The organism is Hydrogenophaga sp., assembly GCF_051860785.1.
Taxonomy (GTDB): domain Bacteria; phylum Pseudomonadota; class Gammaproteobacteria; order Burkholderiales; family Burkholderiaceae_C; genus Hydrogenophaga.
Genome location: NZ_JBIMLB010000004.1, coordinates 1 through 26,391, shown reverse-complemented (window position 1 = coordinate 26,391; position 26,391 = coordinate 1). Strand labels below are relative to the sequence as shown.

Annotated in this window: 19 protein-coding genes and 1 pseudogene; 11 read left to right on the top strand and 9 right to left on the bottom strand. The window is 61.2% G+C overall.

All coding sequences use genetic code 11. The annotated features are described in order from the left end of the window. Positions 1 to 15: 15 nt before the first annotated feature. The 3 genes from ACTIF6_RS07120 to ACTIF6_RS07110 all read right to left on the bottom strand — a co-directional run bounded on the left by ACTIF6_RS07120 (position 16) and on the right by ACTIF6_RS07110 (position 8,495). Positions 16 to 999, bottom strand: a complete 984-nt coding sequence (locus tag ACTIF6_RS07120) for a glycosyltransferase (RefSeq protein ID WP_439587270.1) — start codon at positions 997 to 999, stop codon at positions 16 to 18. Continuing rightward, the gene (locus tag ACTIF6_RS07115) at positions 996 to 7,439 is read right to left on the bottom strand and encodes a type I polyketide synthase (protein WP_439587269.1); all 6,444 of its coding nucleotides are present in this window, start codon (positions 7,437 to 7,439) and stop codon (positions 996 to 998) included. The genes ACTIF6_RS07120 and ACTIF6_RS07115 overlap by 4 nt, the downstream gene beginning before the upstream one ends. 93 nt (positions 7,440 to 7,532) lie before the next feature. Further along, a complete protein-coding gene (locus tag ACTIF6_RS07110; protein WP_439587268.1) occupies positions 7,533 to 8,495 on the bottom strand; it encodes an ExeA family protein in 963 nt (320 codons plus the stop codon). A 140-nt stretch (positions 8,496 to 8,635) separates the two neighbouring features. On the opposite strand from ACTIF6_RS07110, the gene ACTIF6_RS07105 reads away from it, so the two are divergent. From ACTIF6_RS07105 to epsE, 3 genes are read left to right on the top strand one after another with little or no spacing between them, the layout of a single operon-like run. Beyond that, positions 8,636 to 9,376 carry a WecB/TagA/CpsF family glycosyltransferase gene (locus ACTIF6_RS07105; protein ID WP_439587267.1) on the top strand — a complete coding sequence of 247 codons (741 nt, stop codon included), beginning with the start codon at positions 8,636 to 8,638 and terminating at the stop codon, positions 9,374 to 9,376. 4 nt (positions 9,377 to 9,380) lie between these two features. Next, a complete protein-coding gene (locus ACTIF6_RS07100) occupies positions 9,381 to 10,694 on the top strand; it encodes a glycosyltransferase family 4 protein (protein ID WP_439587266.1) in 1,314 nt (437 codons plus the stop codon). Then, positions 10,691 to 11,902 (top strand): exopolysaccharide biosynthesis GT4 family glycosyltransferase EpsE, encoded by a 1,212-nt coding sequence (gene epsE / locus ACTIF6_RS07095; protein ID WP_439587265.1) that lies wholly within the window; start codon positions 10,691 to 10,693, stop codon positions 11,900 to 11,902. The genes ACTIF6_RS07100 and epsE overlap by 4 nt, the downstream gene beginning before the upstream one ends. 6 nt (positions 11,903 to 11,908) lie before the next feature. On the opposite strand, the gene ACTIF6_RS07090 is transcribed toward epsE, so the two are convergent. The 3 genes from ACTIF6_RS07090 to ACTIF6_RS07080 are packed head-to-tail and all read right to left on the bottom strand — an operon-like array spanning position 11,909 to position 14,313. Continuing rightward, the gene (locus tag ACTIF6_RS07090; RefSeq protein WP_439587264.1) at positions 11,909 to 12,754 is read right to left on the bottom strand and encodes a glycosyltransferase; all 846 of its coding nucleotides are present in this window, start codon (positions 12,752 to 12,754) and stop codon (positions 11,909 to 11,911) included. Next, complete coding sequence (locus ACTIF6_RS07085) at positions 12,751 to 13,320, bottom strand: hypothetical protein (protein ID WP_439587263.1); 570 nt, start codon at positions 13,318 to 13,320, stop codon at positions 12,751 to 12,753. The genes ACTIF6_RS07090 and ACTIF6_RS07085 overlap by 4 nt, the downstream gene beginning before the upstream one ends. Before the next feature lie 18 nt (positions 13,321 to 13,338). Next, positions 13,339 to 14,313: a glycosyltransferase gene (locus tag ACTIF6_RS07080; RefSeq protein WP_439587523.1), complete on the bottom strand. Its 975-nt coding sequence runs from the start codon at positions 14,311 to 14,313 to the stop codon at positions 13,339 to 13,341. A gap of 311 nt (positions 14,314 to 14,624) precedes the next feature. Between ACTIF6_RS07080 and ACTIF6_RS07075 the strand changes: the two genes are divergently transcribed. The 6 genes from ACTIF6_RS07075 to ACTIF6_RS07050 all read left to right on the top strand — a co-directional run bounded on the left by ACTIF6_RS07075 (position 14,625) and on the right by ACTIF6_RS07050 (position 22,119). Then, positions 14,625 to 15,431: a polysaccharide biosynthesis/export family protein gene (locus ACTIF6_RS07075; protein WP_439587262.1), complete on the top strand. Its 807-nt coding sequence runs from the start codon at positions 14,625 to 14,627 to the stop codon at positions 15,429 to 15,431. A gap of 2 nt (positions 15,432 to 15,433) precedes the next feature. Continuing rightward, a complete protein-coding gene (locus ACTIF6_RS07070) occupies positions 15,434 to 16,537 on the top strand; it encodes a hypothetical protein (RefSeq protein WP_439587261.1) in 1,104 nt (367 codons plus the stop codon). A 12-nt stretch (positions 16,538 to 16,549) separates the two neighbouring features. Beyond that, positions 16,550 to 18,091: a GumC family protein gene (locus ACTIF6_RS07065; RefSeq protein WP_439587260.1), complete on the top strand. Its 1,542-nt coding sequence runs from the start codon at positions 16,550 to 16,552 to the stop codon at positions 18,089 to 18,091. Continuing rightward, positions 18,031 to 18,975 carry a CpsD/CapB family tyrosine-protein kinase gene (locus ACTIF6_RS07060; protein ID WP_439587259.1) on the top strand — a complete coding sequence of 315 codons (945 nt, stop codon included), beginning with the start codon at positions 18,031 to 18,033 and terminating at the stop codon, positions 18,973 to 18,975. Before ACTIF6_RS07065 ends, ACTIF6_RS07060 begins: the two co-directional genes overlap by 61 nt. Positions 18,976 to 19,078: 103 nt before the next feature. Beyond that, positions 19,079 to 20,626 (top strand): O-antigen ligase family protein, encoded by a 1,548-nt coding sequence (locus tag ACTIF6_RS07055; protein ID WP_439587258.1) that lies wholly within the window; start codon positions 19,079 to 19,081, stop codon positions 20,624 to 20,626. Between the two features lie 89 nt (positions 20,627 to 20,715). Then, a complete protein-coding gene (locus ACTIF6_RS07050; RefSeq protein WP_439587257.1) occupies positions 20,716 to 22,119 on the top strand; it encodes an oligosaccharide flippase family protein in 1,404 nt (467 codons plus the stop codon). 42 nt (positions 22,120 to 22,161) lie between these two features. Here ACTIF6_RS07050 and ACTIF6_RS07045 read toward each other — a convergent pair whose 3' ends face one another. After that, positions 22,162 to 23,334, bottom strand: coding sequence for a glycosyltransferase family 4 protein (locus ACTIF6_RS07045; RefSeq protein WP_439587256.1), 1,173 nt, complete (start codon positions 23,332 to 23,334; stop codon positions 22,162 to 22,164). 457 nt (positions 23,335 to 23,791) lie between these two features. Here ACTIF6_RS07045 and ACTIF6_RS07040 point away from each other — a divergent pair, with 457 nt between their 5' ends. Beyond that, the gene (locus ACTIF6_RS07040) at positions 23,792 to 25,051 is read left to right on the top strand and encodes a tyrosine-type recombinase/integrase (protein ID WP_439587255.1); all 1,260 of its coding nucleotides are present in this window, start codon (positions 23,792 to 23,794) and stop codon (positions 25,049 to 25,051) included. Between the two features lie 250 nt (positions 25,052 to 25,301). On the opposite strand, the pseudogene ACTIF6_RS07035 reads toward ACTIF6_RS07040, so the two are convergent. Further along, positions 25,302 to 25,538 (bottom strand): annotated as a pseudogene (locus tag ACTIF6_RS07035) (efflux RND transporter permease subunit); the annotation flags it as partial. On the opposite strand from ACTIF6_RS07035, the gene ACTIF6_RS07030 reads away from it, so the two are divergent. Further along, a complete protein-coding gene (locus ACTIF6_RS07030; RefSeq protein ID WP_439587254.1) occupies positions 25,459 to 25,779 on the top strand; it encodes a universal stress protein in 321 nt (106 codons plus the stop codon). The pseudogene ACTIF6_RS07035 and the gene ACTIF6_RS07030 overlap by 80 nt on opposite strands. 52 nt (positions 25,780 to 25,831) lie before the next feature. On the opposite strand, the gene ACTIF6_RS07025 is transcribed toward ACTIF6_RS07030, so the two are convergent. Beyond that, positions 25,832 to 26,391: transposase (locus ACTIF6_RS07025; RefSeq protein WP_439587253.1), on the bottom strand; the 560-nt coding region annotated here is incomplete at its 5' end.

The following is a 26,391-nucleotide window of genomic DNA, read 5'->3' as shown; positions in this document are numbered from 1 at the left end:
AGACGTTTGAAAGGCTCAGCTCGGCCGGCCGCCCACGAGCTTGCGCTGCCACAGGCTGCGCAGTGCGTGGGAAATGAGGTCGCCCAGAAAACGGTCGGGGCCCCCAGTTCGCTTTTTGCCAAGAGCCTGCCGCGTGAGCTGAACCAGCGAGCCAGCCACATAGGCCAGCGTGGCCAAGGCGGCGTAGAAGGCGCCGTGGTTCTTGGTGAAATACCAAAGACGCGAATCGAACCAGTAGCCCGGCATGCGCTTCCAGGTCCTCATGCCGGTGGACACCGATCCGATGTGCATGACCTGGCTTTTCGGGAGATAGACGGCCGTCCATCCTGCCCTGCGTGCGCGCAGGCACAGATCCGTTTCTTCGAAGTAAAGGAAGAACCGCTCATCAAAGCCCTGGGTTTCCTCCAGTACCCGATGGCGGACCATCAGGCTCGCGCCGGCCATCCAGTCCACCTGCAGGGCTTCCATGGGTTCCTGCAAGGGCACGATGTAGCGTTTGAGCAGGAACGAGATCGGCCCCGTTGCTGCGGCACTCTCGAACTCGCTGAAAACGGTCGGGAAGCGGAAGGCCGACTGGTGGTAGCCACCGTCTTCACCATGGATGCGGCTGCCCGCAAAACCCACTTGCGGGTGGCTCTCGAGATGCTCCAGCAGCACCCGGATGCAGCCAGGTTCAGGAAAGGCATCTGAATTGAGGATGTAGACGTAATCGGGCGCCGAGCCGTCAGGCAATCCCTGGCTAATGCCGTAGTTGTTGCCCGCCCCGTAGCCCCCATTGCGACCTGACTGCAGCACCCGTACACGGTCCCAGCCTCGCATCTGCACACCTTGAAGCAATTTTTCATACGACCCGTCGCGAGAGTCGTTGTCGACCACGGTGATGGCGCCCGCCAATCCCTCCATTTCGCGCAAGGCAGCTTCTACAGCGCGCAGCGTAAGGTCGGGTGTCCGGTAGTTGAGCACCACGGTCAGTACTTGGGGTTCTCTGGATGGGTTCACGCAGTCTTTCCTGACTTCTGGGCCGTTTCGATGCAATCCTTCATCAAACTGGCCATCACTCGGACATTGGGCTCGAGCACCATGGAATCGTGGTCGCCCGGCACCTCCAGTACTCGCAAGCCGGGCAGGTATCGGGTCCAGTCGTTGTCAGCAAACACATACTCGCGTCCTGCGCTGACCCAGCGTCCACCGGCGACCTTCCAGTGCAGGCTCAGGGGTGGCCGAAACAGCACAGCGGGCCCATTCCACACCTGCAAACGGTAGCGCGGCAACGCCCCGAGGAACGCGGCCTGGATCGCTTCATTGTTCAACTGATGCGCTTGCGGTTGCAGGGGTGGCGCATTCCTGTTGCGCAGCCGATGGAGTTCCCAACGAACGCGTTGACGCGCCCATTTCGACACAAAACCAATGCCTTCCTTGCGCAGTTCGGCCAGTTTGATGAACGCCTTGTCGACTCGGTTCAGCAGTGGGCGCATGGGCAGAGGCGTGTCCAGCAGCACCAGCAGACTGACCTTGTCGCCAGCTGCCTCCAGCTGTCGCGCGATCTCATAGGCCGTAATGCCGCCGCCCGAGAAGCCACCCAGAAGGTAAGGGCCGTGCGGCTGGACCTGGCGCATCTCTGCAATGTAGTCCGCTGCTGCGTCCTCGAAAGTTTCATGCGGTGCCTGGTCCCCGTAGAGGCCGCGGGCCTGCAGGCCATAGAAAGGACGATCGGTCCCCAGCAGACGCGCCAGGTGCCGAAGGTTCAGCACGTTGCCGAACATGCCGGCAACCAGGAAAAATGGTGTGCGATTCCCGCCTTCGCCATCGTGCATGGGCACCAGGTGGACAAAGCGGCGCTTGGGCGGAGGTACTGCGTTGCCCACAATCGACGACGACGGATCTGAAGACCCGGTGTCGCCGATGCGCTCGCGAATCATGGCCGCGCACAGTGCAATGGTGGGCGCCTCGAACAGCACCGAAATGGGAAATTCGACCCGGTAGGCCTTCTTCACCATGGCGAACAGCCGCACCGCGATCAGCGAGTGCCCGCCCAGGTCAAAGAAGCTGTCTTCCACACCCACCTGGTTCACGCCCAGCAGTTCTTCCCAGAAGCCGACCAGCGTGCGCTCCACATCATTGCGGGGCTCCACGTAGTCGCTGTCCAGGTCGGGACGCTGAAACTTCTGACCCGAGCCTGCATCGGCCGCCATCGCCTGGCTGGCCTGACGGATCAGCGCGTCGAGGTTCATGGAGGACACCACCACCTGGGGCAGACCGGTGGCCAGTGCGCGGCCGAACGCGTCGGCGCCTTCAGCGGGCAGAATGCCCTGCGAGATGTTGTGCTGCAGTTGCTCTTCCGCAGGGGACAGCCGGGCTTGTGCGTCGGCCTGACCGGCATCGTCGAACACCAGTTCGCGCGCGTCCAGCCTGCTGCTGGATGCCGCGAAGCCGCCTTCCTGCAGGCGCTTGATGGAGAAGCCCAGCACTTCCACGCACACCTCGCCCTGGGCATCGCACAAACTCACGTCGAATATCGCAAACGGTGCGTCGGCCCGGTTCTCCTGTGCGTTGCGCACCCAGCTCCAGACCAGGGTCGGCAGCGGGCGATGCACCCGCACTTCCCGATAAGACACCGGCACCCAAAGGTGGTCGGGTGCGTAGCCGGCGATCAGGCGCATGGCCCAGCCAGTCGCGAGGTCCAGAAGGGCAGGGTGCAGCAGGTAGCCTTCTTCCAGATCACCGTGAAAGGCCGAGGGAAGTTGCAGGTGCGCGATGCCTTCGCCTTCGCCATAGGCCACCGACTGCAGCACGCGCCAGCGTGGCCCGAAGTTCAGGTGTTGCTCCTGGGGCGAGCGCAGGCCCGCAGCGTCGGCCGCGCGTTGCTCCGTGCAACGGGCCGTCAAGGCGCCAATGTCCAGGGCGGGTGCTGCGGGCAACGCGCCCGGCACCAGCGTGGCCTGGGCGTTAAGCTGGAAGCCTTGTCGGCCTTCGAACACCACATCGCTGCGCACTTCCAGCGCATAGCCTTCTTCGCTGCGCGCCAGCGTCACCCTCACGGCGCGGGTCTGTTCGTCGTTGACGTCCAGCGGCCGGAAGAAATACAGATCGCGAATCGCGAACGGCCCGGTCTCGCCGTTGCCGCGCAAGGCCTGCGCCGCCAGTTCCAGGTAACCGGTGCCCGGCAACAGCGCCTGGCCCGAAGCGGTGCGGTGGCCGTCGAGAATCCAGCGGTCCTGCGTTCTCCAATTGGCGGTGAACAGCCGGTGCCCGGCACGGTCGAAGGTGACTTCGTCGAGCAGCGGGCTGTCGGCGCTGTGACGCGGCGCGGGTGCAGCCTCGCCCAGGCGGTTGGCCAGGGCCTTGGCGGCCATGCCCACCTCGTTCCAGATGCCCCAGTCGATCGCCAGCACCCGGGTGCGGCCGCCCGCGCGGCTGTGCGCGTAGGCGTTGAGGTATTCGTTGGCGGCCACGTAGTCGACCTGGCCCGCCGGGGCGGTGACGGTGCTGGTGGAGGAGAACAGCACCATCTGATCGATGCTGCCATCGGGGAAAAGGTCGTGCAGGATCTGCACGCCGTGCACCTTGGGCGCGAACACTTCCTCCACGGCACCGGAGGTCTTGGTCAGCAACGGCCCGTCGTCCACCACGCCAGCGGCGTGCACCACGAGGTGGACGCGCCCGAAGCGCTGGCGGGCCTGCTCGGCGGCGGCCTGCATGTCCTTGACGTTGCACACGTCGGCGGCGACTACGAGCACCTCGGCACCCAGGCTCTGCAGCCGTCGCACCGCCCGAATGCGCTGCGCCTGCGCACTCTGACCATCGCGCCCTCGCAAAAGCGCATCCCATTGTTCTGGCGCCGGCAGTGGCTGTCGGGTCAGCAGCACCAGGCGAGCGCCTTTTTCTCGCGCAAGGCGTTCAGCCACCGTGAGCCCGATCCCGCCCAGACCGCCGGTGATGAAGCACACCGCACCATCGGGCAACTGAGCCAGCGGCCCGGCTTCGGGCAGGGCCAGTGGGGCATAGCCCAGTTCGAATCGCTTGTCGCCGCGAAGCGCCGCCACGCGGTTGCCCGCGGTGGAAAAAACCTCTTCGAGTACGCGCTCGGTCAGGGTGTCCAGTGCTTCAGGCTGGGGCTTGGCGCGCCAGCCTTTGTCCAGCACGGGCAGGCTCACGTCCAGCACGCTGCAGGTGAGGCCGGGCAACTCGCGCGGGGCCACACGGGCCGGGCCCATGAGTGTGGCTTTTTCGGGGTAAGGCAGGGCCTCGTTCCGCACGCGTGCCGCGCCGGTGCTCAGCACCGTGAGGTGCAGCGGCTTGGGCAGATTTTCTTCGGCCAGTGCCTGTGACAGGAACAGCAGGCTGAAGAAGCCGTGCTCAATGTTGCGATGGAAGAAGCTGCTGCCAGGACGGAAACGTTCTTCGCGCGTGACCAGCCAGGCGTGCACGATGTGCTGAGGTGGTTGGCCTGTGGCCATGAGTTCCCGCATCAGATCGTCGTAACCTTCACGACCCCGCTCGGGTGCCAGCAGGTATTCGTGTTCGCTCACGCGGGCAAATACGTCGCCAGCGCGCACCCGCGTGACGCGGTGACCTGCTGTGAGCAGGCGCTGCACCAGCGCCTCGCTCAGGCCCGTATCGTCCATGAAGATCAGCCAACCCTGTGGCGGGGTGCCAGCCAGATCCTGGGTCACGTCGAAATCGACATCAGCCTGACGGGGCCGCCAGCGCGGCTGGTAGCCCCACTGGCCGACGTCGTCGGTGCGAACCGATTGCTCCGGCTCCGGCGATGCGTGCCGCGTCTGGCCGGGCTCGATGAAATACGGTTTGCGCTGGAAGGCGTAGGTGGGCAGCGGGACACGGAGGCGGCGCGCCTCGCCCCATATGGGCTCCCAGTCGACCTTCACGCCAGTTGCCCACAGGCGGCCCAACGTGCCCAGGAACCACACATCGTCGGCGATGGCGTGCTCTGCGTGGCGCAGCGAATTGATGACCTGGCCTGAAGGCACTCCGTTGGCCTGCGCCAGGGAGCCCAAGGCCTTGCCGGGGCCGACTTCAAGGTACACGCGACCGCTTTCCTTCATGAGCGCGGCCATGCAGTCGGCAAATTGCACCGTGTTTCGCAGGTGTGCCACCCAGTACAAGGGGTCGGTGGCCTGAGCGGCGCTCAGGTGTTTGCCGTCCTTGTTCGAGAAAATGGGCAGCGCCGGTGGGCTGAGGCGGATGCTGCGCAGATAGGCCTCGAAGCGTCCCAGGATGGGTGCGAGCATGCGCGAGTGCGCGGCGATGTCGATCGGAATTCGCTGGGGTTCCACTTCTCGAGCGCGCAACTCGGCTTCCAGTGCGTCCAGTGCGTGTTGCGGACCAGACACCACACACAGCTCCGGCGCATTCACACTGGCCATGTCCAACTCGCTGCCCAGCAAGCCGCGCACTTCGGCGGCCGCCAGCGGCACGCTGAGCATCCCGCCCACGGGCACGGTGTCGAACAACTGCCCGCGCAGCAAGACGAGGCCAATGCAGTCTTCGAACGACATCACGCCAGCCAGGCAGGCCGCCGTGTTCTCGCCCATGCTGTGACCCACCAAAGCGGCGGGCTTCACGCCCCAGGACATCCACAACTGCGCCAGCGCGTACTCCACGATCATGATCAGCGGCAACTGCACCGAGGGGCGCCTGAGCTTGTCCACCGCCTGTGCGTGCTGACCGGGGTCGGGCAGCCACAAGGAGCGGATGTCGTAGTCCAGTTGGCGCTGCAGCACCTCCAGCCCGCGGTCCATCCAGTCCTGGAAGACCGGTTCCGTGGCGTACAGCTCGCGCGCCATGCCAGCGTATTGAGCGCCGCCCCCCGGAAACATGAAAACCACTTCAGGGTCGTCTCCGAGATGACTGTGGGTGAACACGCGACGGGTATCGGTGCCTTCGAGCAGAGTCGCCGCCTCTTCGTGGGTCGCAGCCACCAGCACACGCCGGTAGTCGAAAGCGCGGCGGCCCTGCTTGAGGGTGAAAGCGACGTCGGCCAGAGCCTGTTCAGGGTGGTCACGCAAGTGAGCGGCCAGCGCCCTGGCGTTGGCGTCTACGGCGGCCCGCGAACGGCCCGAGACGACCAGCAGCTGGAACGGCCAGTCCGATGGTTCAGAAGCTGCCGCGACCGGTGCTTCTTCCAGCACTGCATGGGCATTGGTACCGCCCACACCGAGCGAATTGACGCCAGCTCTTCGTGGGCCTTTATGGGACACCCATGCACTCAGCGCGTGGTTGACCCTGAACGGGCTGGTGTCGAAGTCGATCGAGGGGTTGGGTTGTTCGTAGCCCAGGCTCGGCGGAATTTCCTTGTGCTTGAGTGCGAGCGCGACCTTGATCAAACTGGCCACACCCGCAGCGGTGTCGGTGTGGCCAATGTTGGTCTTCACCGAACCGATTCGGCAAAAGCCCGAGTCCTGCGTGGTTTCGCGAAAGGCCTGCGTCAGCGCCGCGACTTCGATCGGATCGCCGAGGTAGGTGCCCGTGCCGTGGCACTCCACGTAATCGATGGTTTCGGCCGAGACACCCGCCACAGCCTGCGCTTCAGCAATGGCCTTGGCCTGGCCATCCACGCTGGGCGCCAGGTAGCCCGCTTTGGCGGCACCATCGTTGTTGACGGCCGTGCCCTTGATGACTGCCCAGATGTGGTCGCCGTCGCGCAAGGCGTCGTCCAGGCGGCGCAACACCACCACGCCCGCACCCGAGCCGAACACCGTGCCCTGTGCGCGGTGGTCGAAGGCGTGGCAATGGCCATCTGGCGAGAGGATTTCGCCTTCCTGGAAGATGTAGCCTCGCGCGTGTGGCAATTCAATCGTCACCCCACCGGCCAATGCCATATCGCATTCGCCACCCAGCAGCGCCTGGCAGGCGTAGTGGACAGCCACCAGCGACGTGGAGCAGGCGGTCTGGATGTTGACGCTGGGACCCTTGAGATCAAAGATGTGGCTGACCCGCGTGGAGAGAAAATCCTTGTCGTTGCCGGTGTGACGCAACAGGAACATGCCTGTGTTCGCCACGAGATCGGGGTTGGAGCAGATGTTGAAATAGAAATAGCTGCCCATGCCGCAACCGGCATAGACCGCAATCGCGCCTGGAAAATGCTCGGGTGGGTGTCCGGCGTTTTCCAGCGCCTCCCAGGCCACCTCCAGGAACTGGCGGTGTTGCGGGTCCATGATGGCCGCTTCCTTTGGGCTGAAGCCAAAGAAATCCGCGTCGAACTGCTCGAAACCTTCCAGCACAGCCGCCGCAGGCACGTAATTGCGGTGCCGCATGCGCTCCGGAGTCTCTCCAGCAGCCAGCAGTTCGGCCTCTGTGAGTCGCCGAATGGATTCAATGCCCTGGCGCAGGTTGGACCAATAAGCAACTGCGTTGGATGCACCCGGCAGGTGGGCGGCCATACCCACGATGGCGATGTCGTTCGATGCGTCTGATCGCATAGTCACACTGTTCTCGCAGGTACGGTCGCTCGATATACCCCCCATGGGTAAGTAATTATCACTCGACAGTTTGTTACAACAGCGTGTGCTCGATCACGCTTTGGGCGAATCCGAAGGCGTGGAAAAAGAACTGTCTCCAAATTGACTATTGCCAGACTGGCTATTCCTGAAGTTGATATCGCCCAGCACGCCGTACTGGCTGCGATCGTTCAGGACTTCGTCAACCAAGTGCACATCGATCAGCCGCGCTTCAGCGGCAAATCCGTAAACCAGGGCCGTGTCGCAAAGAATATTGATGCTGCGCGGAATGCCGTGCGCTGCCTTGGCGATCTTGGATGTGGCCAATGGCGTGAACAGTTGCCGTTCTCGGCCAGCCACCTTCAGCCGGTGATCGATGTAGTCCCCGACTTCGACCGAATTCAAAGGGGAGATGTAGAAATCGGCCGCCACCCGCTGGGCGAACTGCTGCAGTTCCGGGCGTTGGAGCAAGGTACGCAGTTGCGGTTGACCAACCAGCACCACCTGCAGCAGCTGATCCTTGTCCGCATTGATGTTGGAGAGCATGCGAAGCGACTCCATGGCCGCTGGATTGACGTTCTGGGCTTCGTCGACGATGAGCACCACCCTGCGGTTCTGGCTGTACTCTTTGATCAAGAAGCGCTGAAAGGCGTCGTAGCGAGCGACATTCGAGAGTCCGTCATAGGGTTGGCCAAAGGCCAGCATGATCCATTCGGTGAGATCGGCGAGGTCAGGGTGCGTATTGGTGACCAGGCCCACCTTGACATCGCTCCCCATTTCATTGAGCAGGCGACGAATCAAAGTGGTCTTGCCACAACCGATGTCTCCACAGATGACTGTGAAGCCCGCCCGGTTGTGAATGGCGTACTGCAGCATGGTGTAAGCCAGCGAGTGGCGCTTGCCCATGTAGAGAAAGTCTGGATCGGGCTGGATGGAGAAAGGTTTTTCTCTCAAGCCGTAGAAGGATTCGTACATGTTCTGCGTGGTGGTGAATGCGGGGGAGCGGTTCTGGCCCACAAGCTGGGCGACGAGCAGCAACAGAGTGCATGTCGACGTGCGAGAAGTCGCATCATTGGGCGATCAGTCCCATTGGTTCGCCGATTCAGTCGAGACATTATCGACTACGATGCCGCAGGAATTGTCGCGCGTGGCAGCGTCAGATCGAATCGAATGGACTTATGACCAATGTATGTGAAATATGTGGACTGCCAGTCTCGCGCGGCGATCTGAGCGGCCATGTGCAGGAAGTCACAGACCGCGCAAGCCGTGGTGATGGCGCGTGGCTTCTGACGCTCAATACCGAGATGCTGGCCCGCGGCGTTCGGGATCCGGGCTACTGGAATTTGATCAAGAAGGCCGACATCATTACCGCAGACGGCATGCCGCTCGTCTGGGCGTCTGGCTTCAAGCGCCAGGGCGCATCCATTGCCGGTCGCACTACGGGGGTTGATCTGGTCGATGCATTGCTTCGCTCAAGCCAAGTGCCCCGGTTCGCCGTGATCGGCGGCCAGAGTCCCCTTGTCACCATCGAACAATATGGTGCAAAGGCTCGCGAGGCCTGCACCTTTGTGTTTGACGGCAAGGTCGATCTGTCAGAAGGGCAATTGCAGATGTTTTGCGACGAACTGCATCGAAGCCAGGCACAGATCGTCTTCATTGCGCTGGGCGTTCCCAAGCAGGATCAGCTGGCGCTCGAGCTGCGCCGGCGCATGCCTCACCTGGTGCTGACGGGCATTGGCGGCACCTTCGAAATCCTGGGTCCGCAAGGCAGCCGCGCTCCGGGCTGGATGCAGAAGGGCGGGCTGGAGTGGCTTTACCGTCTGGGCAATGAGCCCGGCCGGCTATGGCGACGTTACCTCATCAACTATCCGCGCGGCATCTGGTTCCTGCTCAAGGACTGTTTGGTGGCGGGCAAGTGAACCAATGAGCTCCCCGCGCGCCCTCCTGATTGCCGAGGCAGCCAATCCCGAATGGTTCAGCGTCCCGCTGATTGGATGGTCGCTTTCCACGGCCATTGCCAAGGAAACCGATGCCCACATCGTCACCCAGATCCGCAACCGCGACGCTTTCTTGAGGGCCGGATTGAGGGAGGGTGTGGACTTCACCGCCATTGATTCGGAAGCCGTCGCCAAATGGCTCTGGAAACTGACCAACCTGGTGCGCGGTGGGCAGGGCATCGGCTGGACCACCGAGACCGCGCTGGCCAGTTTGACCTACCCCTATTTTGAATGGCTGGTCTGGAAGCAATTCGGGCCCAGAATTCGCGCAGGGGAGTTTGACGTCGTGCACCGCATCACGCCGCTGACGCCCACTGCGCCCAGCTCTCTGGCACGTCGTTGTGCCAAAGTGGGGGTGCCGTTCATGCTGGGGCCGCTGAATGGTGGTGTGCCCTGGCCCACAGAGTTCGACCGCGAGCGTCGCAGGGAAAAGGAATGGCTCTCCTATGTGCGTGCGGCGTACCGACTCATGCCTGGAATCAGTCAGACCTACCGCCACGCGGCCAAGGTGCTGGTGGGTTCGCGCTTCACGCTCGGCGATCTGCCGGCGAAGCACCGTGGCAAGTACATCTACATGCCCGAGAACGGGATTGATCCCCAGCGCTTCTGGCAGACGGTCCAACCTCGCGCGGACGGGCCATTGCGCGCAGCATTTGTGGGTCGACTGGTCCCGTACAAAGGGGCCGACATGCTTCTGGAGGCGGCACGCGAACTCCTCCGAGATGGTTCGCTGACCATCGACATTGTCGGCGACGGGCCCATGATGGATGAGCTGCGGGCCAGCGTGCTCGAGCATGGACTTGGGTCCGCCGTGACCTTGCATGGGTGGGTGCCGAACGAGAAGGTGCAGGACATCCTGTGCCAGTGCGACATCCTGGCGTTTCCGAGCATTCGAGAGTTTGGCGGAGGCGTGGTGCTGGAGGCCATGGCATTGGGCGTCGTTCCCGTCATTGTCGATTACGCGGGCCCAGGTGAACTGGTGACACCGGAGACCGGCTTCAAGATTCCGATTGGTACCAGGACCGAGATCGTTGCGGGCTTCCGCACGGTTCTCTCTCGGCTGGCCGGATCCCGTTTTGAAGTGCACGAACGGTCTGAAAAGGTGCGCAAGCACATTCAGGATGAGTTCGTCTGGGCCGTGAAGGCCAGGCGCGTGGTCGCGCTCTATGCCAGCTTGGCGAAACCACGGGTTAGCCGTGCGGATGTGCGTGTGACGAATCCCCTGGAAGGAGCGCCATGAAGCGAATTGGCATCCTGATTCCTGAGTTTCCTGGACAGACTCACAACTTCTTCTGGCGCGAGATCGAGGCGCTGAAGGAGATGCGTGCCGAAGTTGCGCTGTTTTCCACCAGGCGCCCACCTTCGGGCATTCGCTCCACCACATGGGGCGAGGCCGCGGCACAGGAAACGACGTACCTGTACCCGATGCCGGTAGGAGCCGTCTTTGGCGTGATGCGGGACCTGTTGCTGTCGCCCGCTCGTCTCTTTCGCTGCTTGCGGATGTTCTTCGCCTCAACTGGGCAATTGCAGCAAGGCGAATCGAAGTTCCGTCTTCTGGTCATGATGATGATCGGCGTCGGCCTGGGGCGCATGTGCAAGGACCGCGGATTGCAGCACTTGCATGTTCACTCCTGCGCAGATGCTGCCAACGTAGCGCTCTTTGCGCACACCGCATTTGGCGTGACGTACAGCATGACGTTGCACAACCCATTGTCGATCTGGGGTGGAAATCAGTCGAACAAATGGAAGCATGCGAGCTTCGGTATTGTCATCGCGGACTGGATTCTCCAGGACCTTCGGGCCAGGCTCGGTGCATCGCTTCCGGCCAGGTTGTTCATCGCGCCCATGGGCGTGAACGTCCAGGTCTTCAAGCGCAAGGCGACTTATCGGGCAATGGAAGAGGGCGTTCTGAAAATCTTCTCCTGCGCCAGGCTCAATCCAGCGAAAGGATTTGAGGTCCTGCTGGATGCGGTCGACCGGCTGCGCAAGTCGGATCAGGCGGTCGCACTCACCATTGCAGGCGAAGACGATCAGGGCGGCAGCGGATACCGCAAGCGTCTGGAATCCGTCATCGCCGAGCGCGCTCTCGGGGATGTGGTCCGTTTGCTGGGCGCGGTTTCCGAAGAGCGTGTTCGCGCTGAACTGGAAGACGCGCACGTGTTCGTTCTGGCCAGCTTTGAGGAGCCATTGGGCGTGGCGATCATGGAGGCCATGGCCATGGAGGTTCCAGTGATCGCGACCCGTGCTGGAGGTGTGCCTGGCCTCATTTCCGATGGGGTGGATGGCCTGCTGGTGCCGCCGTCTGATGCAGCAAGCCTGTCGGAAGCGCTGTCCAGGGTCGTGCGCACACCGGATCTGGCGCTCGAGCTGAGCTCACGCGGGCGCGCTCGAATCGAGCAGGCGTTTCATCACCGGCTCAGTTCAAAGGTGATCTTCGATCAAGTGTGACCCCGCTCAGCGTCCGCGGGTCCAATGCGTGGAGCCCTGCCGGGATCGCACAGCCAGCGTCACTGCCGCATAGACGAGGAATCCAGCGGGCTCGCGCAGGCCGAGGGCGAGCAACTGCTTCAGGCCAGGGGAGGTCTTGCCCTCGTTCTTGAGCAACTCCGGCCACTTGCGGGCGATCTCCTTGACGCCCTCGTCCTGCCGGCGCCTGACCTTCACGAGTCGACCAAATCCCTCCACCATGGGCCATTCGTAGGTGGCCGGGACGCCTTTGCGTTCATGCGGTGCGAACAACAGCCGTACATAGGTGTCGTCGGAAATGATGGCAGGGAAACGGCCCCACCTTGCCCGTCCGGCCGCGTTCATTGCAAACACCCCAAAGCCGGGGGCTTCACTGCGAGCAAATGGGAGCTGCTGCCAGAAACGGGCATATGCCCGTGTGACCGCCGAGCGGGCGGGCGCTATGCGTGGGATGCCGCTGGCATAGCGGGGTGCCTGCGTTGCGGCCAGTTCCGAGACCAGCATGCGCACCAACTCTGGGCTCACGATGACGTCGGCGTCGAGATAGATGCGCAGATCGCCCAGGGCCAGATCGTCCCCGACATTCAGCGCATTCAGCTTGCCAGGCTCAGCCAGATCAACCACCTGCATGGTCCAACCCATGGCGGTGGCGGCAGTCTCGAATGACCTGGCCACGGCTACGGTTCTGTCTGTGCAGGCATTGGCAACCACGAGCAGTTGCACCGGAACGTTGGCGGGCTCCGATGCCATCAGGGCCCGAAGACAGTCGGCGATGTAAGCCTCTTCATTGTTGGCCGGAAGAACGATGGTGAGCCCGGTGTCGCCCGTGCTCATGATGGGATCCGGGCCCGTCGCAGGGCCCCCCAGCTGATGAGCACGAGCGAACCCATTTCGAGGATCCAGTTCAGTGGCAATCCGCCCCACCTCCAGCCCAGAATGGCGTCGACATGGTGAAAGGACGCCGCCCTGACAGCCACGAACACGATCAGGCCCGCCGCACCGGCACAGGCGAGGAGGGTGGGCGCCGGGGCATGCCAGACCAGCACCGCCATGGCCGCGAGTGCCGTCAACCCCATGACGATCACGGCGGCGATGAACGCTTCCTGGTATTGGCGCCGGTTGCCGTACCAACCCTGTTCGGTCGCCAGAACCCGCGCGAACTCGGTCAGCGCAGTCTGTAGGTCGAGCTGCTTGTTGATACCCAGCGCCACCATTGCCAGCATCAGCAGGCGCCAGATCAGTTGCTCATTGTCGCGCAGGACGACTTGCTTGTGGCGTTTGTACAGCAGAACTCGCAGGCACGCCCAGGCGGTGCAGACATAGAGCGCGACCGTGATCCAGCCACCGACGGTGGGGTCGCCGATGCCCGGTGACCACGCGCCGATCCATCCCTGATTCATGTGCCTTGTCCTTGTCAGCTACTTGTACTCAATGATCCGGCCTGTTCGTCCCAGCAACTTGGTCATGCAGAACTTGAGCACACCCTGGACTTCGGCGAACTTGCCGGTCAATGTGAGAAAGGCGATCAAGGGAGAGTTTTGGCGAATGGTGAGCTTGATCCATTGCAAGGGATAAATCAGGACGAGAAGCCACGCAAAAGGACTCACGAAGAGGCCCAACAGGGCAATGGTGACAGGAAGCACCATGCCCCACAGAACCGCGCGCGAGGCCTCATGCACCCAGTGGCGATCGGGCGATGCGCCATGTAGCCACGCACCCTCAGCAAAGGCATGACCGGTCCGGACGGCCCGTCGCCACCATTGGCGCCACTGGGTGATGGCCGCATCGTGCCGGGTCATTTCCTGGTCCAGGCGGTGGACGCGCCAGCCAAGGCGTCGCAGCCGCAGGCACAGCTCGGGCTCTTCGCCGGCGATCAAGCTGTCCCTGTAGCCACCAGCCAGAACCAGTGCATCCAGACGAAACAGCGCGTCACCACCGCAGCTCAGGGCATCCCCGACGGGCACGTTCCATTCCAGGTCGCAGATCCGGTTGTAGATGGACTTGGTCGGATAGCGCTCACGACGGCGACCGAAGGCCACCGCACAATTCGGGTGGGCCTCGATGTAGCTGCGGGCCGCGTCGATCCATCCTGGGACGACCTCGCAGTCGCCATCGACGAACTGGACAAATCGCAGCCTTGGGTGAAGGTCGAGCAGATGCCGGTAACCCACGTTGCGGGCTCTTGCCGCGGTGAAGGGCGTTGCCAGATCGAGGGACAGCACCTCGGCACCCATCGCCCGCGCCATTTCCACGGAACCATCCGTCGATCCCGAGTCGACGTAACAAGCCGCGCGGGTGAACGGCAGCACGGACGCAAGACAAAGGCGCAGGCGCTCCCCTTCGTTGCGACCGATGATCACTGCGCCGATCGTGGCTCTAGAAGTGTGCGGCATTGTTGCGATCCAGGGAGCTGCAGCGCGCAGGAATGTCGGTGGAGACTGGGTGAAGCGGCACGTCGCTGACCACCGACCGCGTTGGCGCAAATGACGGCATGGTCACCCACGACACTCAGGCTCAACATATCGCGCGCCCATTTGCGCTGATGGGGTGCGCCTGTGCTTGCAGATGATTCATACCGCTGATCGTAAACAAACCGGACTGTTCACGACAATGTAAATGCAGGAGGTGGGGAACTATGTCACACGGTGGTCGAACCATGGGATGTCCGAAAAGTGACAAGTGAGCTGGTTCGCGGAGTGGATTCTTGACGCGACCCTGGACCACACCATGCGAAACACATGGATGGATCGTTGATCTGTTCACACTTGGTTGCCAGCTTGATCGATTAACATGGGGCGTGGAGAAACAAGATGTGACAGCAGCCCTCGCTTCGTCGTCGCGATTCTCACGCAAGACCTTCTCGCATGACGCATCGGCGGACAGCGGCCATGTCGCGCCAGAGCCACGCACCGGTCTGTTGTCCAGCCTGATCCACCTAGGAGTTTTGAGCATGAAATTTGCAGTGCAATCCCTCTGGTCCGTGTTGCTGCTCCTGGTTGCCACAACAGCCTGGGCCCAGGTAGCAACCTCCTATCAATTGCGTCACGGCGACGTTCTGACCGTGTCGGTCTGGAAAGAGGAGGCCCTGCGCATGGAGGTGCGCGTGCTGCCTGATGGCAGCATCACCTTCCCTCTGGCCGGTCGTGTAGAGGTGGCCGGCCTGACCACCCCGCAAGCCGAAGAGCGCATCGCCAGCAAGATCCGGAAATTCATCCCTGAGGCGGCGGTGACCGTTGCAGTCACCGGTATCGAAGGCAGTCGGGTGTATGTGCTGGGCAAAGTGATTCAGCCAGGCCCCGTCACGCTGATGTCGCCTTCGACAACGGTGCTGCAGGTGATCAGCCAGGCCCGGGGTCTGGACCGTTTTGCCAATGGCAATGCCATCCAGGTCTTGCGCCAGACGAGCGCAGGCACGACGGTTCTTCCCGTTCGGTACGACGACCTGATTCGCGGCAATTCGCTGGAAACGAACGTCGTGCTTCAGCCCGGCGACACGATTCTGGTGCCCTGAAGATGAATTGCGTCAAGACGATCGTTTGCATCGCCGCTGTAATGGGCGCAAGCGCGAACACGGCGCTCGCTCAGCACACATTCAGCATGTCGAGTGAAGTCGAGAGGGTCGAGAACCCTCTGCTCACCAATATCAGTCCGGGTGGCGTCACCGTCCTGCGCTTTGCACCCACCTACGCCTTTGAGTCAAGAGGCGAACGGTACCGGTCGAGACTGTCCTTGAGTGCAGTGATCGAGCGCACAAGCGACACCACTTTGCTGGCGAACCGCGATTTCCCCAGCGCCGGCTATACCTGGGGCTACGCTTGGCCGTCGTCTGACCTTGAGTTGCGTGCCAATCTGTCTGAGTCTGCCACCCGCAATACCCAGTTTGCGGATTTTGGACGTGTCACCGTGGATGCGCGGGAGCGGGAGTTTCTCACGGGCGCGCGATGGAACAAGGAAATGACGGAGCGGACCCGGTTGACCCTGAATGCCACCAACAGGAGGGTCGATTACGACACCCCGTTGCTGGAGGACTACCGTGAACTGCTGCTTTCCAGCCGGGTGACCTGGGATCACTCCGAGACAGAAGCCTATTACTTCGAGCCGTCCCATTCAAGGTTGACGCCATTGAACGGAGGTGCAGTTTCCACCCAGACACGCTGGCTGGTGGGCACCACGAGGGCGCTGTCCCAAGAATGGTCGCTTGACGCGTTTGGTGGGCAGTCGCGTGTCAAAGGCGCTCAGACCGAGACCGGTACATTGGGAGGCGTCCGCCTGAACTACACCGGCAGCCGACTGACCTCGGGACTGGAGTGGAGTCGGGACGTAGCGCCCATTGGTGCGGTGTCTCGGTACGTCAGGAACGAGTTGCTTGGCGTGCGCGTCGGCTATCGATTGACCGAGGGAACATCGGTGGCCGGCCGCTATTCACAGAGCCGATCCACTGACGTCGCCACCGGCCGTGGCAGCCTGTTCGCGCTGTCCCTTGACAACCAACTGGCTGCGCGCTGGACTTCTTCGGTGGGTGTTGAAGAGCGGAGGTCCAGTGGCTTCGGCGGGCTCTCGGGTCGCGGATGGGCGGTTCGAGCGGGTTTGGTCTATTCGTATGCATCAGGCCTTTGAGGGCGATATTTCATGTTTGGTGACTACCAGCTCAGTCTGCACGACTACCTCTCCATCCTTCGGCGACGGGCGCTGGTGATGATTCTCGTGTTCGGCGCCGTATTGACTGCTGCCGTGGTCTTCGTGTTCACCCAGCCCAGGGTGTACGAATCCACGGCGACGATTCTTGTGGAAGGTCCGCAGGTCCAGGTGGCGGCGACAGAAGGCGCAACGCGCCCGCGTGCGGAAGATCGTGTAAACCTCATTCGACAGCGGCTGATGACACGAGAGAATCTGATCCGCGTCGCTGGCGAACACCACCTCTTTGCCGGCGAAGATGGGAGGACGCCTTCTGACACCGATATCGTGAACGCCATGCGTCAGAGCATCCGGATTGAACTGATGGGTGGAGCAGGCGATCCCTGGGCGCCTCGTCCGGCCTCCGTTTCCTTCAACTTGTCTTTCGAATACGGGGATCCGGAAAAGACACTGGAGGTGACCCGCGAACTGGCCAATCTTTTCCTGTCCAGTAACCGGCAGGATCGCGTCGATCAGGCTTCCCGTACGACTGACTTCCTCAGTGGGGAGGCCGAGCGCGTGCGCAAGGAGCTGGAGTCGCTGGAGGCGCAGATCGCCACCTTCAAGTCCCAGCATGGGGGTTCGCTGCCAGATAGCAGCGCCGTGACGATGGGCGGACTGCCGGCTCTTGAAGCCGACCTGCGCAATGCCGAGCGCGACTACCGCCTGGCAGTCAGTGAGCTGCGCTCGCTCGAAGTCGAGCTGAATGCTGCCAGAAGGGGCGTTACGGCATCGGGTGCGGTGACGGCAACAACTCCAAGCCAGACCGAGCAGGAACTCGAGCGCGCACGTGCACAACTGGCAGGGTTGCGTGCGATTTATTCGGAAGATCACCCTGATGTGCGTTCGCTCGTGCGTCGCATTCCCAGCCTGGAACTTGCAGTTGCCAATGAGGCACGCGTGCAGACGCCAGCGAGAAATGCGGCGAGAGAACAGATGGTCCTGGCCGCCTCGCGGCTGGAAGCTCAGATGGAGGCGGCACGCTCGAGGGCAGACCTGCTGTCCAGCCAGCAGTCGACGCTCAGGGGATCCATCGCGCAGATTCGCGCCCAAGCCAGCCGGGCGCCCCAGTTGGAGCGACAGCTTGCCGGCATGCAACGTGACTACGAGGCTGCCCGGACCAAATACGAAGAACTGAGAACCCAGTTGATGTCGGCACAGGTGGTTGAAAACCTCGAAGGCGGTCAGCAGGCCGAACGGTTTACGTTGCTTGAGCCGCCTCTGCTGCCTGAATACCCCATCAAACCCAGTCGCAAGAAGTTGATGGCGGCAGGCTTGGCTGCCGCCATTGGTGCCGCGCTGGGCGTCGCCCTTTTGTTGGAGATGTTGCTCGCGCGCGTCTGGGGCGTCAATGCCTTGACGGCTGCTGTGAACCAACGGCCGCTGGCGGTCATTCCATACATCCCCATCGGATCGGAAATTGCCGCCCTTGAAAAATGGCGCAAGGGTTCGGTGTTCAGCGCACTGCTGGCGGCCGGCCGCTCCCGATCACGCTGAATCTTGTCACGTCACGCCCAGACCTAGGAACCGTCGCCGCCATGGAACGCATCAAAGAAGCCCTTGAAAAGGCCAGGACGCAACGCGGGTCCCCCGACGAGTTGTCGAACGCCGCCAAACTTCGCCTGGCGGCCAAACCGGCTCCAGCCGTCATGGTGGAGCCTCCATCGAAGATCGACGCCGACATTCACTACCGGCAGACCCCGGTTGTTCAACTGGATCTGGAGCATCTCGAAAACAACCGCATCGTGGCGCATCAAAAGCAGCACCCGGTGTCCTGGGCATTTGACCTGCTGAGAACCCAGGTGCTGCAGAAAATGGACGAGAACGGTTGGCGCACGCTCGCGATCACTTCGCCGACCATGGCCTCGGGCAAGACGGTGGTAGCGATCAACCTTGCCATCGGCATTGCACAACAGACCAACAGAACATCGTTGTTGCTGGACTTCGACCTGCGTCGCCCGCAGGTGGCCGGCATGTTGGGCCTCAAGCGTGACATCTCGCTCAACGAAGTCCTGGTGGGCAGTGCCCGCGTCGAGGAAGCGATGGTGAATCCAGGCCTACCGCGGTTTGTGGTGTTGCCGACGCAGCAGCCATTGCCCCGTTCGGCCGAAGTGCTCGGCTCGAGCAAAGTGGCAGCGCTGATTGACGAGCTCCGAGAACACTACGCCGATCGAGTGGTGGTGGTGGATCTGCCGCCCGTGCTGGCGGCCGACGATGTGCTGACCATCCTGCCGCGCATTGATTGCGTGCTGATGGTGGTCGGCAATGGCGCATCCACGCGCAAGGAAATCGACGAATCCATGAGCCGGCTCTCGAAGTTCAATCTCCTGGGGGTGGTCCTGAACAAGGACGATGCGCCCAGCAACAACGAGTACTACTGAGCGGCACCACCCGATCCAGAACGTGAACATGCTCTGGAATCGCTCAACTTGTCCTCACCATTGAGCCCACGCTCGGCCTGAGCGCTGAGTGCAATACCACGCCATGTCTGAAGCCATCCGTGCACTCATCGTGATCCTCGTGCTAAGCGGCGCGCTGCTGTATGTGGTGCGCCCGGCGGTGATTCAGGTGATTCCGGAAAAAACCTTTGATCGCTGGCGCAAGCTCTGGTTTTTTGCCACGCTGGCGTGGTTTCTTTCTTTCAGTTTCTGGCTATATGCCGTGGTCATGGCTTGCATGCTGTACGTAGTACGCCGCAAGGAAAGCCACGTGATGGGCCTCTATTTCCTGCTGCTCTTTGCGGCCCCTGCCGTTCAGGTTCCCATTCCAGGCCTGGGGATCATCGATCACCTTTTCATGCTGGATCACTATCGGATCCTGGCGCTGTTCTTGCTGCTGCCTGTGGCTCTTCGCCTGATGCGGGACCCGTCCACCCATCGTTTTGGCAGGTCCCCGGTCGACTGGATGCTGGCAAGTTATCTGGTGCTCACCGGCGTGTTGGGCATGCTGGAAACCAGTCCGACCAATGCCGCTCGGATCGTGTTTCTGCAGCTCATCGATGGATACCTGCCCTATTACGTAGCCAGTAGAAGCATCAAGAGCGTCGAAGACTTTCGTGGAGCGCTGGCGGGACTGTTGATCGGTGCGCTGCTGGTCTCCGTTTTTGCGATTTTTGAGGTCGCGCGAAGCTGGAAGCTGTATCAGGCCTCGATCTCAGAGATGGGGCTTTTCGTACACCCGCACTACAAGACACGGGGCGCATTCCTGCGCCCGGGGGCGTCTCTCCTGGACTCGATTGTGCTGGGCCTGGTTGTCATCGTTGCGCTGGGTGCATGGCTTTATCTCAAAGATCTTGTCGTTGGCAAGTCGCGCCACCTTCTCCTGTGGATGGTTTTGGGTATCGGCGTGCTGGCTTCGCTTTCTCGAGCTCCTTGGCTTGCATCCGTGTTGATGGTCTTCGTGTTTGTCGCTCAAGGCGAAAAAGCAGTGGGTCGAGTGATGCTGGTCTTCATGGGACTGTTCTTGTTGATGGCTGTGCTCAGCCTGTTTCCCGCTGGCAGGACCATCATCGACCTGATTCCCATCATTGGCGAGGCGGAGCAAGGCAGCATCGAGTACAGGGCCAATTGGTTTTCTGTGGCCATGCCGCTGATCGAGCGCAACTTCTGGTTTGGCGATCCGCGCGTGCTTCAGGCGCCTGAACTTGAGGTCATGAGGCAAGGGGAGGGGATCATCGACCTGGTCAACCTTTTCCTCTCCGTGATGCTGCACTACGGAGTCTTTGGATTGTTTTTCTTCGCGGGCATGTTCTTGCGAGCACTGTGGTTGGTGCGACGCTCGGAGAAAGGCATTCGTCTTGTCTCCAAGGATCTGAGCCGACTGGGAAGAGCGCTGATCAGCATCGTGATTGCCATGATTTTTGTGCTGATCACCTTGAGTTCCATCTCGGCGGTACCGATTCTGATCGTGACGGTGCTGGGACTCTGTTCCGCCTACGGATTTCTCATCCAGGCCGAGTGGCAGGTAAAGAGACGCGAAATGAACGTGAATGAGCGACGGACTGGCTCGCAGAAGCTCAATCCAGGTCATTGAACCCAGCACACATGTCGAGCTCTTCCGACAACGCCGATTCGCAGATCTCGCCTCCTGAGAGTCTGGGCGGACGTGCGAGATCAGGGGCCATGTGGACCATGGTCATGTTTGGCCTCGGCCAGATCCTGCGTCTTGGCTCCAACATCATTCTTGCAGCGATCCTCTTTGAAGAGGTGTTTGCATTGATGGCCATCGTCACGGCTGTGATGATGGGTCTTGGGATGTTCACGAACATTGGGTTGAACACCAACGTCATCCAGAATGCGCGTGGCGACGACCCTGAATTCCTGAATACCGCCTGGACGCTTCAGGTGATCAGGGGATTCTTTCTGTTCCTCGTATCCGTCTTGATGGCCTGGCCGCTGTCACGCATTTATGGTGCAAACGATCCCCAGGCGTATGAGTTGCTGTATCTGATTCCGATCGTGGCCTTTGGGACCTTGATCCAGGGCTTTCAGTCGTCAAAGCACTTCACGACGGTCCGGCATCTGCGGATGAAAGACATCGCCAAGCTGGAGTTAATTCACGGACCCGTCAATACCGCACTCACGTTGCTGCTGGCTTGGTACTTGAAATCAGCCTATGCACTCGCTATCTCGGCGATTCTGTCCAGCGCGCTCTACGCGGCGTTGGGCTACTGGATGCTGAAGGGGCAGAAATCACGCTTCTGCTGGAATCGCGAAGCGGTGAAGACCATCATTTCCTTCGGAAAGTGGATCACTGTAGGAACGCTGTTCACCTTCCTTGCGCTCCAGTCGGATCGGCTCGTGTTGGCCGGCATGTACGCCCTTGGGGAGTTCGGCGTGTATTCCATCGCAGCCAGCCTCGCTGTTATCGTGCCGACGTTGGTGGCACAGATCCAATGGAGTGTGCTCTTCCCCTGGTATTCGCGCATGCTGGAGCAAGGCATGTCCTTGCCCATGGCATTTGCACGAACACGCACGGCGATGATGGTGATTTCCAGTTTTCTGTGCGCGCTGTTGATTGCTGGCGCTGGCACCTTTTTCGAGTTGGCCTACGACCAGCGCTACGCCATGGGTGGCGTGCTCTTACCCATTCTCGCAGTGGGAGCCTGGTTCAACTGCCTGGAAAACATGTACGGCGCCGCATTTGTTGCCTCCGGGCGTCCGATGTGGACTGCCATCACCAGCGGAAGCAAGGTTGCCTCGTTTGCACTCTTGCTGATACCCATTTCTGTGTTCAAGCTCGACCTAGTTTATGCCGCTGCCTTTTTGTCCGTCAGTGAGGTGGTGCGTTGGTTCGTCGGCCAGTGGTTGGGGCGCAGTCTCGGGTTGCGCAATGCGCGGGTGGAAATGGGCATGTGCGCTTTCTTTCTGTCGATTTCGCTTGCCGGATACTGGCTGGTGACGCACGCGCCGTATGTCTCTGAGCTCAAGCCGTTCTGGCGTTTGGCGGTTCTGGGATGCGTGACCACCGCGCTGTTTGCGCCGCTCTTCCTTCGCTATGTACTCCCATTGGTGAGGCAGAGGTGAAACGCAGCCTAGGCCACCAATGCCACCCCACTTGACGAACGGTCAGCCCTGACGTTTTCGGGCCACGGCTTCTTGCAGCAGCTTGGCCGTGTGCTTGCCCCATGCGTCCCAGTTCAGATGTTCGTCAAATTCCTGTCTGGTACTCAGGCACAGGTTCCAGTAGCTGTCGGGCTGATCCAGATACCGCTCGACCATTGCCGCAAACTCTGCAGGGCCACTGCCTATGGGCAATGCATGGCCATTGACCCCGTCGCGGATCGGCACTCCGCCCACTCTCAGGCACAAAGACGGCACCCCGTAGGCAGAGGCCTCGCAGAACACAAAGCCGTAGCTTTCATAAGACGGCATCACAATGAAATGCGCCTTGTCCAAGGCCTGCTCGAACACGGCGAACTGCTCAGGTACGGCTTTGTCCAGATGGCGGTGCACGGTCACGAATTCGTTGCGGTGAAAGTCCGGCGGCATGCTGCCAATCACCGTCAGTCGCGCGTCCACTCCGCGCTCACGCAGCAATTGCATCGTATCGAACGCCATCGGCCCGCCTTTGGCAAACCAGTTGCGCCCAATCAATAGCAGGCGAACGGGGCCGTTGCGTGAAATTTCAGTCGGGGTGACACGGGGTGTGGGTGCGGTCAGATTGGCCCCCCAAGGAATCCAATGCGAAGTCTTGTCGGTCAATCCATAGCGCGCATCAGCCAGTTGCTTCAGCCAACTGGATGGCCACAGCTGCAGATCCGTCGATTGGAAGGTACGGTTTTCGCAACGTTCGATCCAGTCGTCCAAAATCCGTCCGACCTTGCTCGACTTGTGAAAATTGCCAATCTCGGAGTTGCGATAGGTGGTCTGTGTCGCGTCAGAGGTAAAGACCTTGACCATCGGGTAGGGGGTAGCGACACGGTACATCGATTGGAACGAATAGGCCCCGAACAACACGTCGTACTGCCCTTTGGCCAATTCACGACGCACACCCGCAGAGATGATGCGTGCCAGCATCAGATGCGCCCGCCACCGCGCCCGCATATTGATCCGCTCTGGCGAGGCATGTATCAGGCGGCGCAAAGGTTCAGCGCCATACCATGTGTTTGGCAGGATCGTCACATCGCCTGCATGCTTCGCGAGTGCCTCATAAATGCGGGTATTCCCACCGGAATACGGATTCCTGTGCAACGGCGAGATGTCGCACAAATACGCAATCTTTAAACGACCCGCGGTCATCGGCCCTCTCCAATGCGTTGTCCCTGACTGCAGCGTCAATACGGCCAGACTGCGGCGGGTTGTTTCAGAAAAGCATCACGGATTGCCGTGCCAAAAGATTCATCATACTGACTATCACCATAGTCATGGCCTACGCGGCCTCTGGTTTGTGATTTTGTTGGTTCCCTATCGCGGTGGTTGTGACGGGTCTTCGTCCTGGCACCCGCACCAGGACGTGCATTGCTTTACGCGACGCGTCCAGAAGCAACAAAAGCCCCGTTTCTCTAGGAAACGGGGCTTTGAGGTGGTATCTCTAACGTTGGCGAACGCTGAAAACCGATCACTGGCGGAGAGGGCGTCTGCCGAACAGGGATTCTAATCCGTCCAACTTTGTCTAGTTCGTGCCCGCTTTTCCTCTGAGATGGGGCATCTTCTCGTCCAACGCCGTGCTACGGGATTCAGCCCAATTTAAGCAATAATGGTAGAAGGAATGGTAGAGTTAAGATTCACTATGGCTAGAAAAGCAAAAGAACTCTCTGCACTAGAGGTCGGTCGTCTGACCGCACCAGGTCATCATGCTATCGGAGGCGTCGCTGGTCTCTACTTGTACGTGGCGAATACTGGCTCGCGCTCGTGGGTGCTGCGCGTCACAGTAGGAGACAAACGCCGTCACATGGGCTTGGGCGGATTCCCCGACGTCACGTTAGCGCAAGCGCGGGACAAGGCCAGACGAGCCCGCGATGAAGTGGAGCAGGGGGTCGATCCTATTGTTCAGCGTGTCATGGTGGCCAGTAGGTTGCGGGCGCAGCAAGCCACCGAAAAGACCTTCAAGCAAGCTGCCGAGGCGTACATAGAAGCTCATGGGGATGGGTGGAAAAATCCCAAGCACCGAGCTCAGTGGGCCGCTACTTTGGAAACCTATGTCTATCCCGTGTTCGGTAATCTGCTGGTGCGTGACGTTGATCAGGAACAGGTACTGAAAGCCCTCGATCCAATCTGGAAGATAAAAAATGAAACCGCTTCCCGGGTCCGCGGGCGCATTGAAAATGTGCTGGACTGGGCGACTGTTCGCAAGTACCGCTCAGGCGAAAACCCCGCTCGGTGGAAAGGCCACCTTGATCATTTGCTTGCGGCGCCCAAGAAGGTCAAGAAAGTCGAGCACTACAAAGCACTTCCTTTTGGCGAGATGCCTAAGTTCATGGTGGAACTGCGTTCTCGGGCAGGAATGGCGGCTCGCGCGTTGGAATTTGTCATTCTGACTGCGGCCCGTAGTGGGGAGGTTCGCGGAGCAACCTGGTCTGAGATTGATCTAAAAGCCCGGCTTTGGGTTGTGCCTGCTGAACGCATGAAGTCGGGAAAGGAGCACCGGGTGCCACTTTCGGATTCTGCTGTGGCCGTGCTCAAGAATTTGCCCAAGCTGGAGGACAATGAACATGTGTTCTTTGCTGTGCGTGGAGGACAGCTTTCAGACATGGCGTTGACGGCTGTGGTGCGCAGGATTGGCGTGGCAGCAGTGCCTCACGGGTTTCGCTCCACCTTTAGAGACTGGGTCGGGGAGACCACTGACTATGCGCGGGAACTGGCAGAGCAAGCGTTGGCCCATACCCTGGGCAATGAAGTAGAGGCCGCATATCGGCGAGGCGACGCATTGGAGCGACGCCGAGTGATGATGGGCGATTGGGCGGTCTATTGTGCGGGAAAGAAAAAGCCGTCAATAAGCGAGTTCTTAAAGGGCTGACCCATCGTTTTGAATGCCGAGAACTGGCCCACTTTGACTGTGTGCTCGTGTAGCGGTTCACTTCTTTGCGGGACAGGAATGTAGGTGCGCTCATTCAGCCGATCTTGTCGACGCCCCCGGCAAGGCCAACAGCGCAAGTAGGGCCATGATGCCTAGCCCCGCCGACAGCCAAAGTGCCCCCGCCCCCCATCGCACCAGCGCTATTCCGAAAAGAAACGGGGCCAGGGCCTGCGAGGCACTCGGGGCCGATTCAGCGCCGCCGCCGCGTCAACCTGTAGGCCACCGGCACCACGAACAGCGAAAGCAGCGGCGCGCTGATCATGCCGCCGATCATGGGTGCTGCGATGCGCTGCATCACCTCGCTACCAGTGCCCAGGCCCCAGAACAGCGGCAGCAACCCGGCCACGATGGTGGCCACCGTCATGGCCCTGGGCCGCACCCGCAGCACCGCGCCTTCTCGGATCGCGTCCAGCAGCGAGGGTTCGGAGATTACATTGCGCTCGCTGGAGCGTTATCTGAAGGTCAACGGCGTCACGGTGGCGACGCACTCGGGCGGCCCCGGGGACAACGACGTGGGCAACTCTCTGCTGTCAATGGCGGCAGACATGAGCGCCGAGTTGCTGGTGATGGGGTGCTACGGTCACAGCCGGGCGCGCGAATGGGTGCTGGGGGGCGCGACGCGCACCATCCTGCAAACGATGACGCTGCCGGTGCTGATGTCGCACTGAAAGGAGAGGGAGACAGAAGATGGAAGAGGACCCAGGGAAGAGGGCGATCCTTCTAGGATGAAACTACCGCCTCGCCAGCAGGTGAGATCTGCACGTTGAATCCGATCTGCTGGAGTCTTCGTACAAGGCGGTTGGCGGTTTTTTGGGCATTGGCGTGGTCGAAGTGTGCCGCGCCCAGGTCGTTCCACTCGGTGCCATCGCGCAGCATGTGCCATGCGGCTGTGAGCATGGAGGCGGCTACGGCGATGATGGCCTTCTTGGCACCGCGGCGCGCACGGATGCGATGGAACTGCGCTTGCAGATAGCTGCCCTTGACCCGCACGGCTGCCCAGGCGGCCTGGACCAAGGTGGCCTTGAGCCACTTGCCGCCGCGGCGCAGCCTGGTGGATCGGCGCTTGCCCGCACTCTCATCGTTGCGTGGACACAGGCAGGCCCAACTCAGCAGATGTCCAGCGGTCTGGAAGCGCGACATGTCGACGCCGATCTCCGCCACGAGGACGTTGGCACTGACCGCGCTCAGGCCCGGCATGGTGCTCAGCAGCTTGGCGGCTTGTCGAAAGGGCTCCAGGCCGTGGCCCACCTCTCTTTCGATGTCGGCCACGGCCTTGTCCA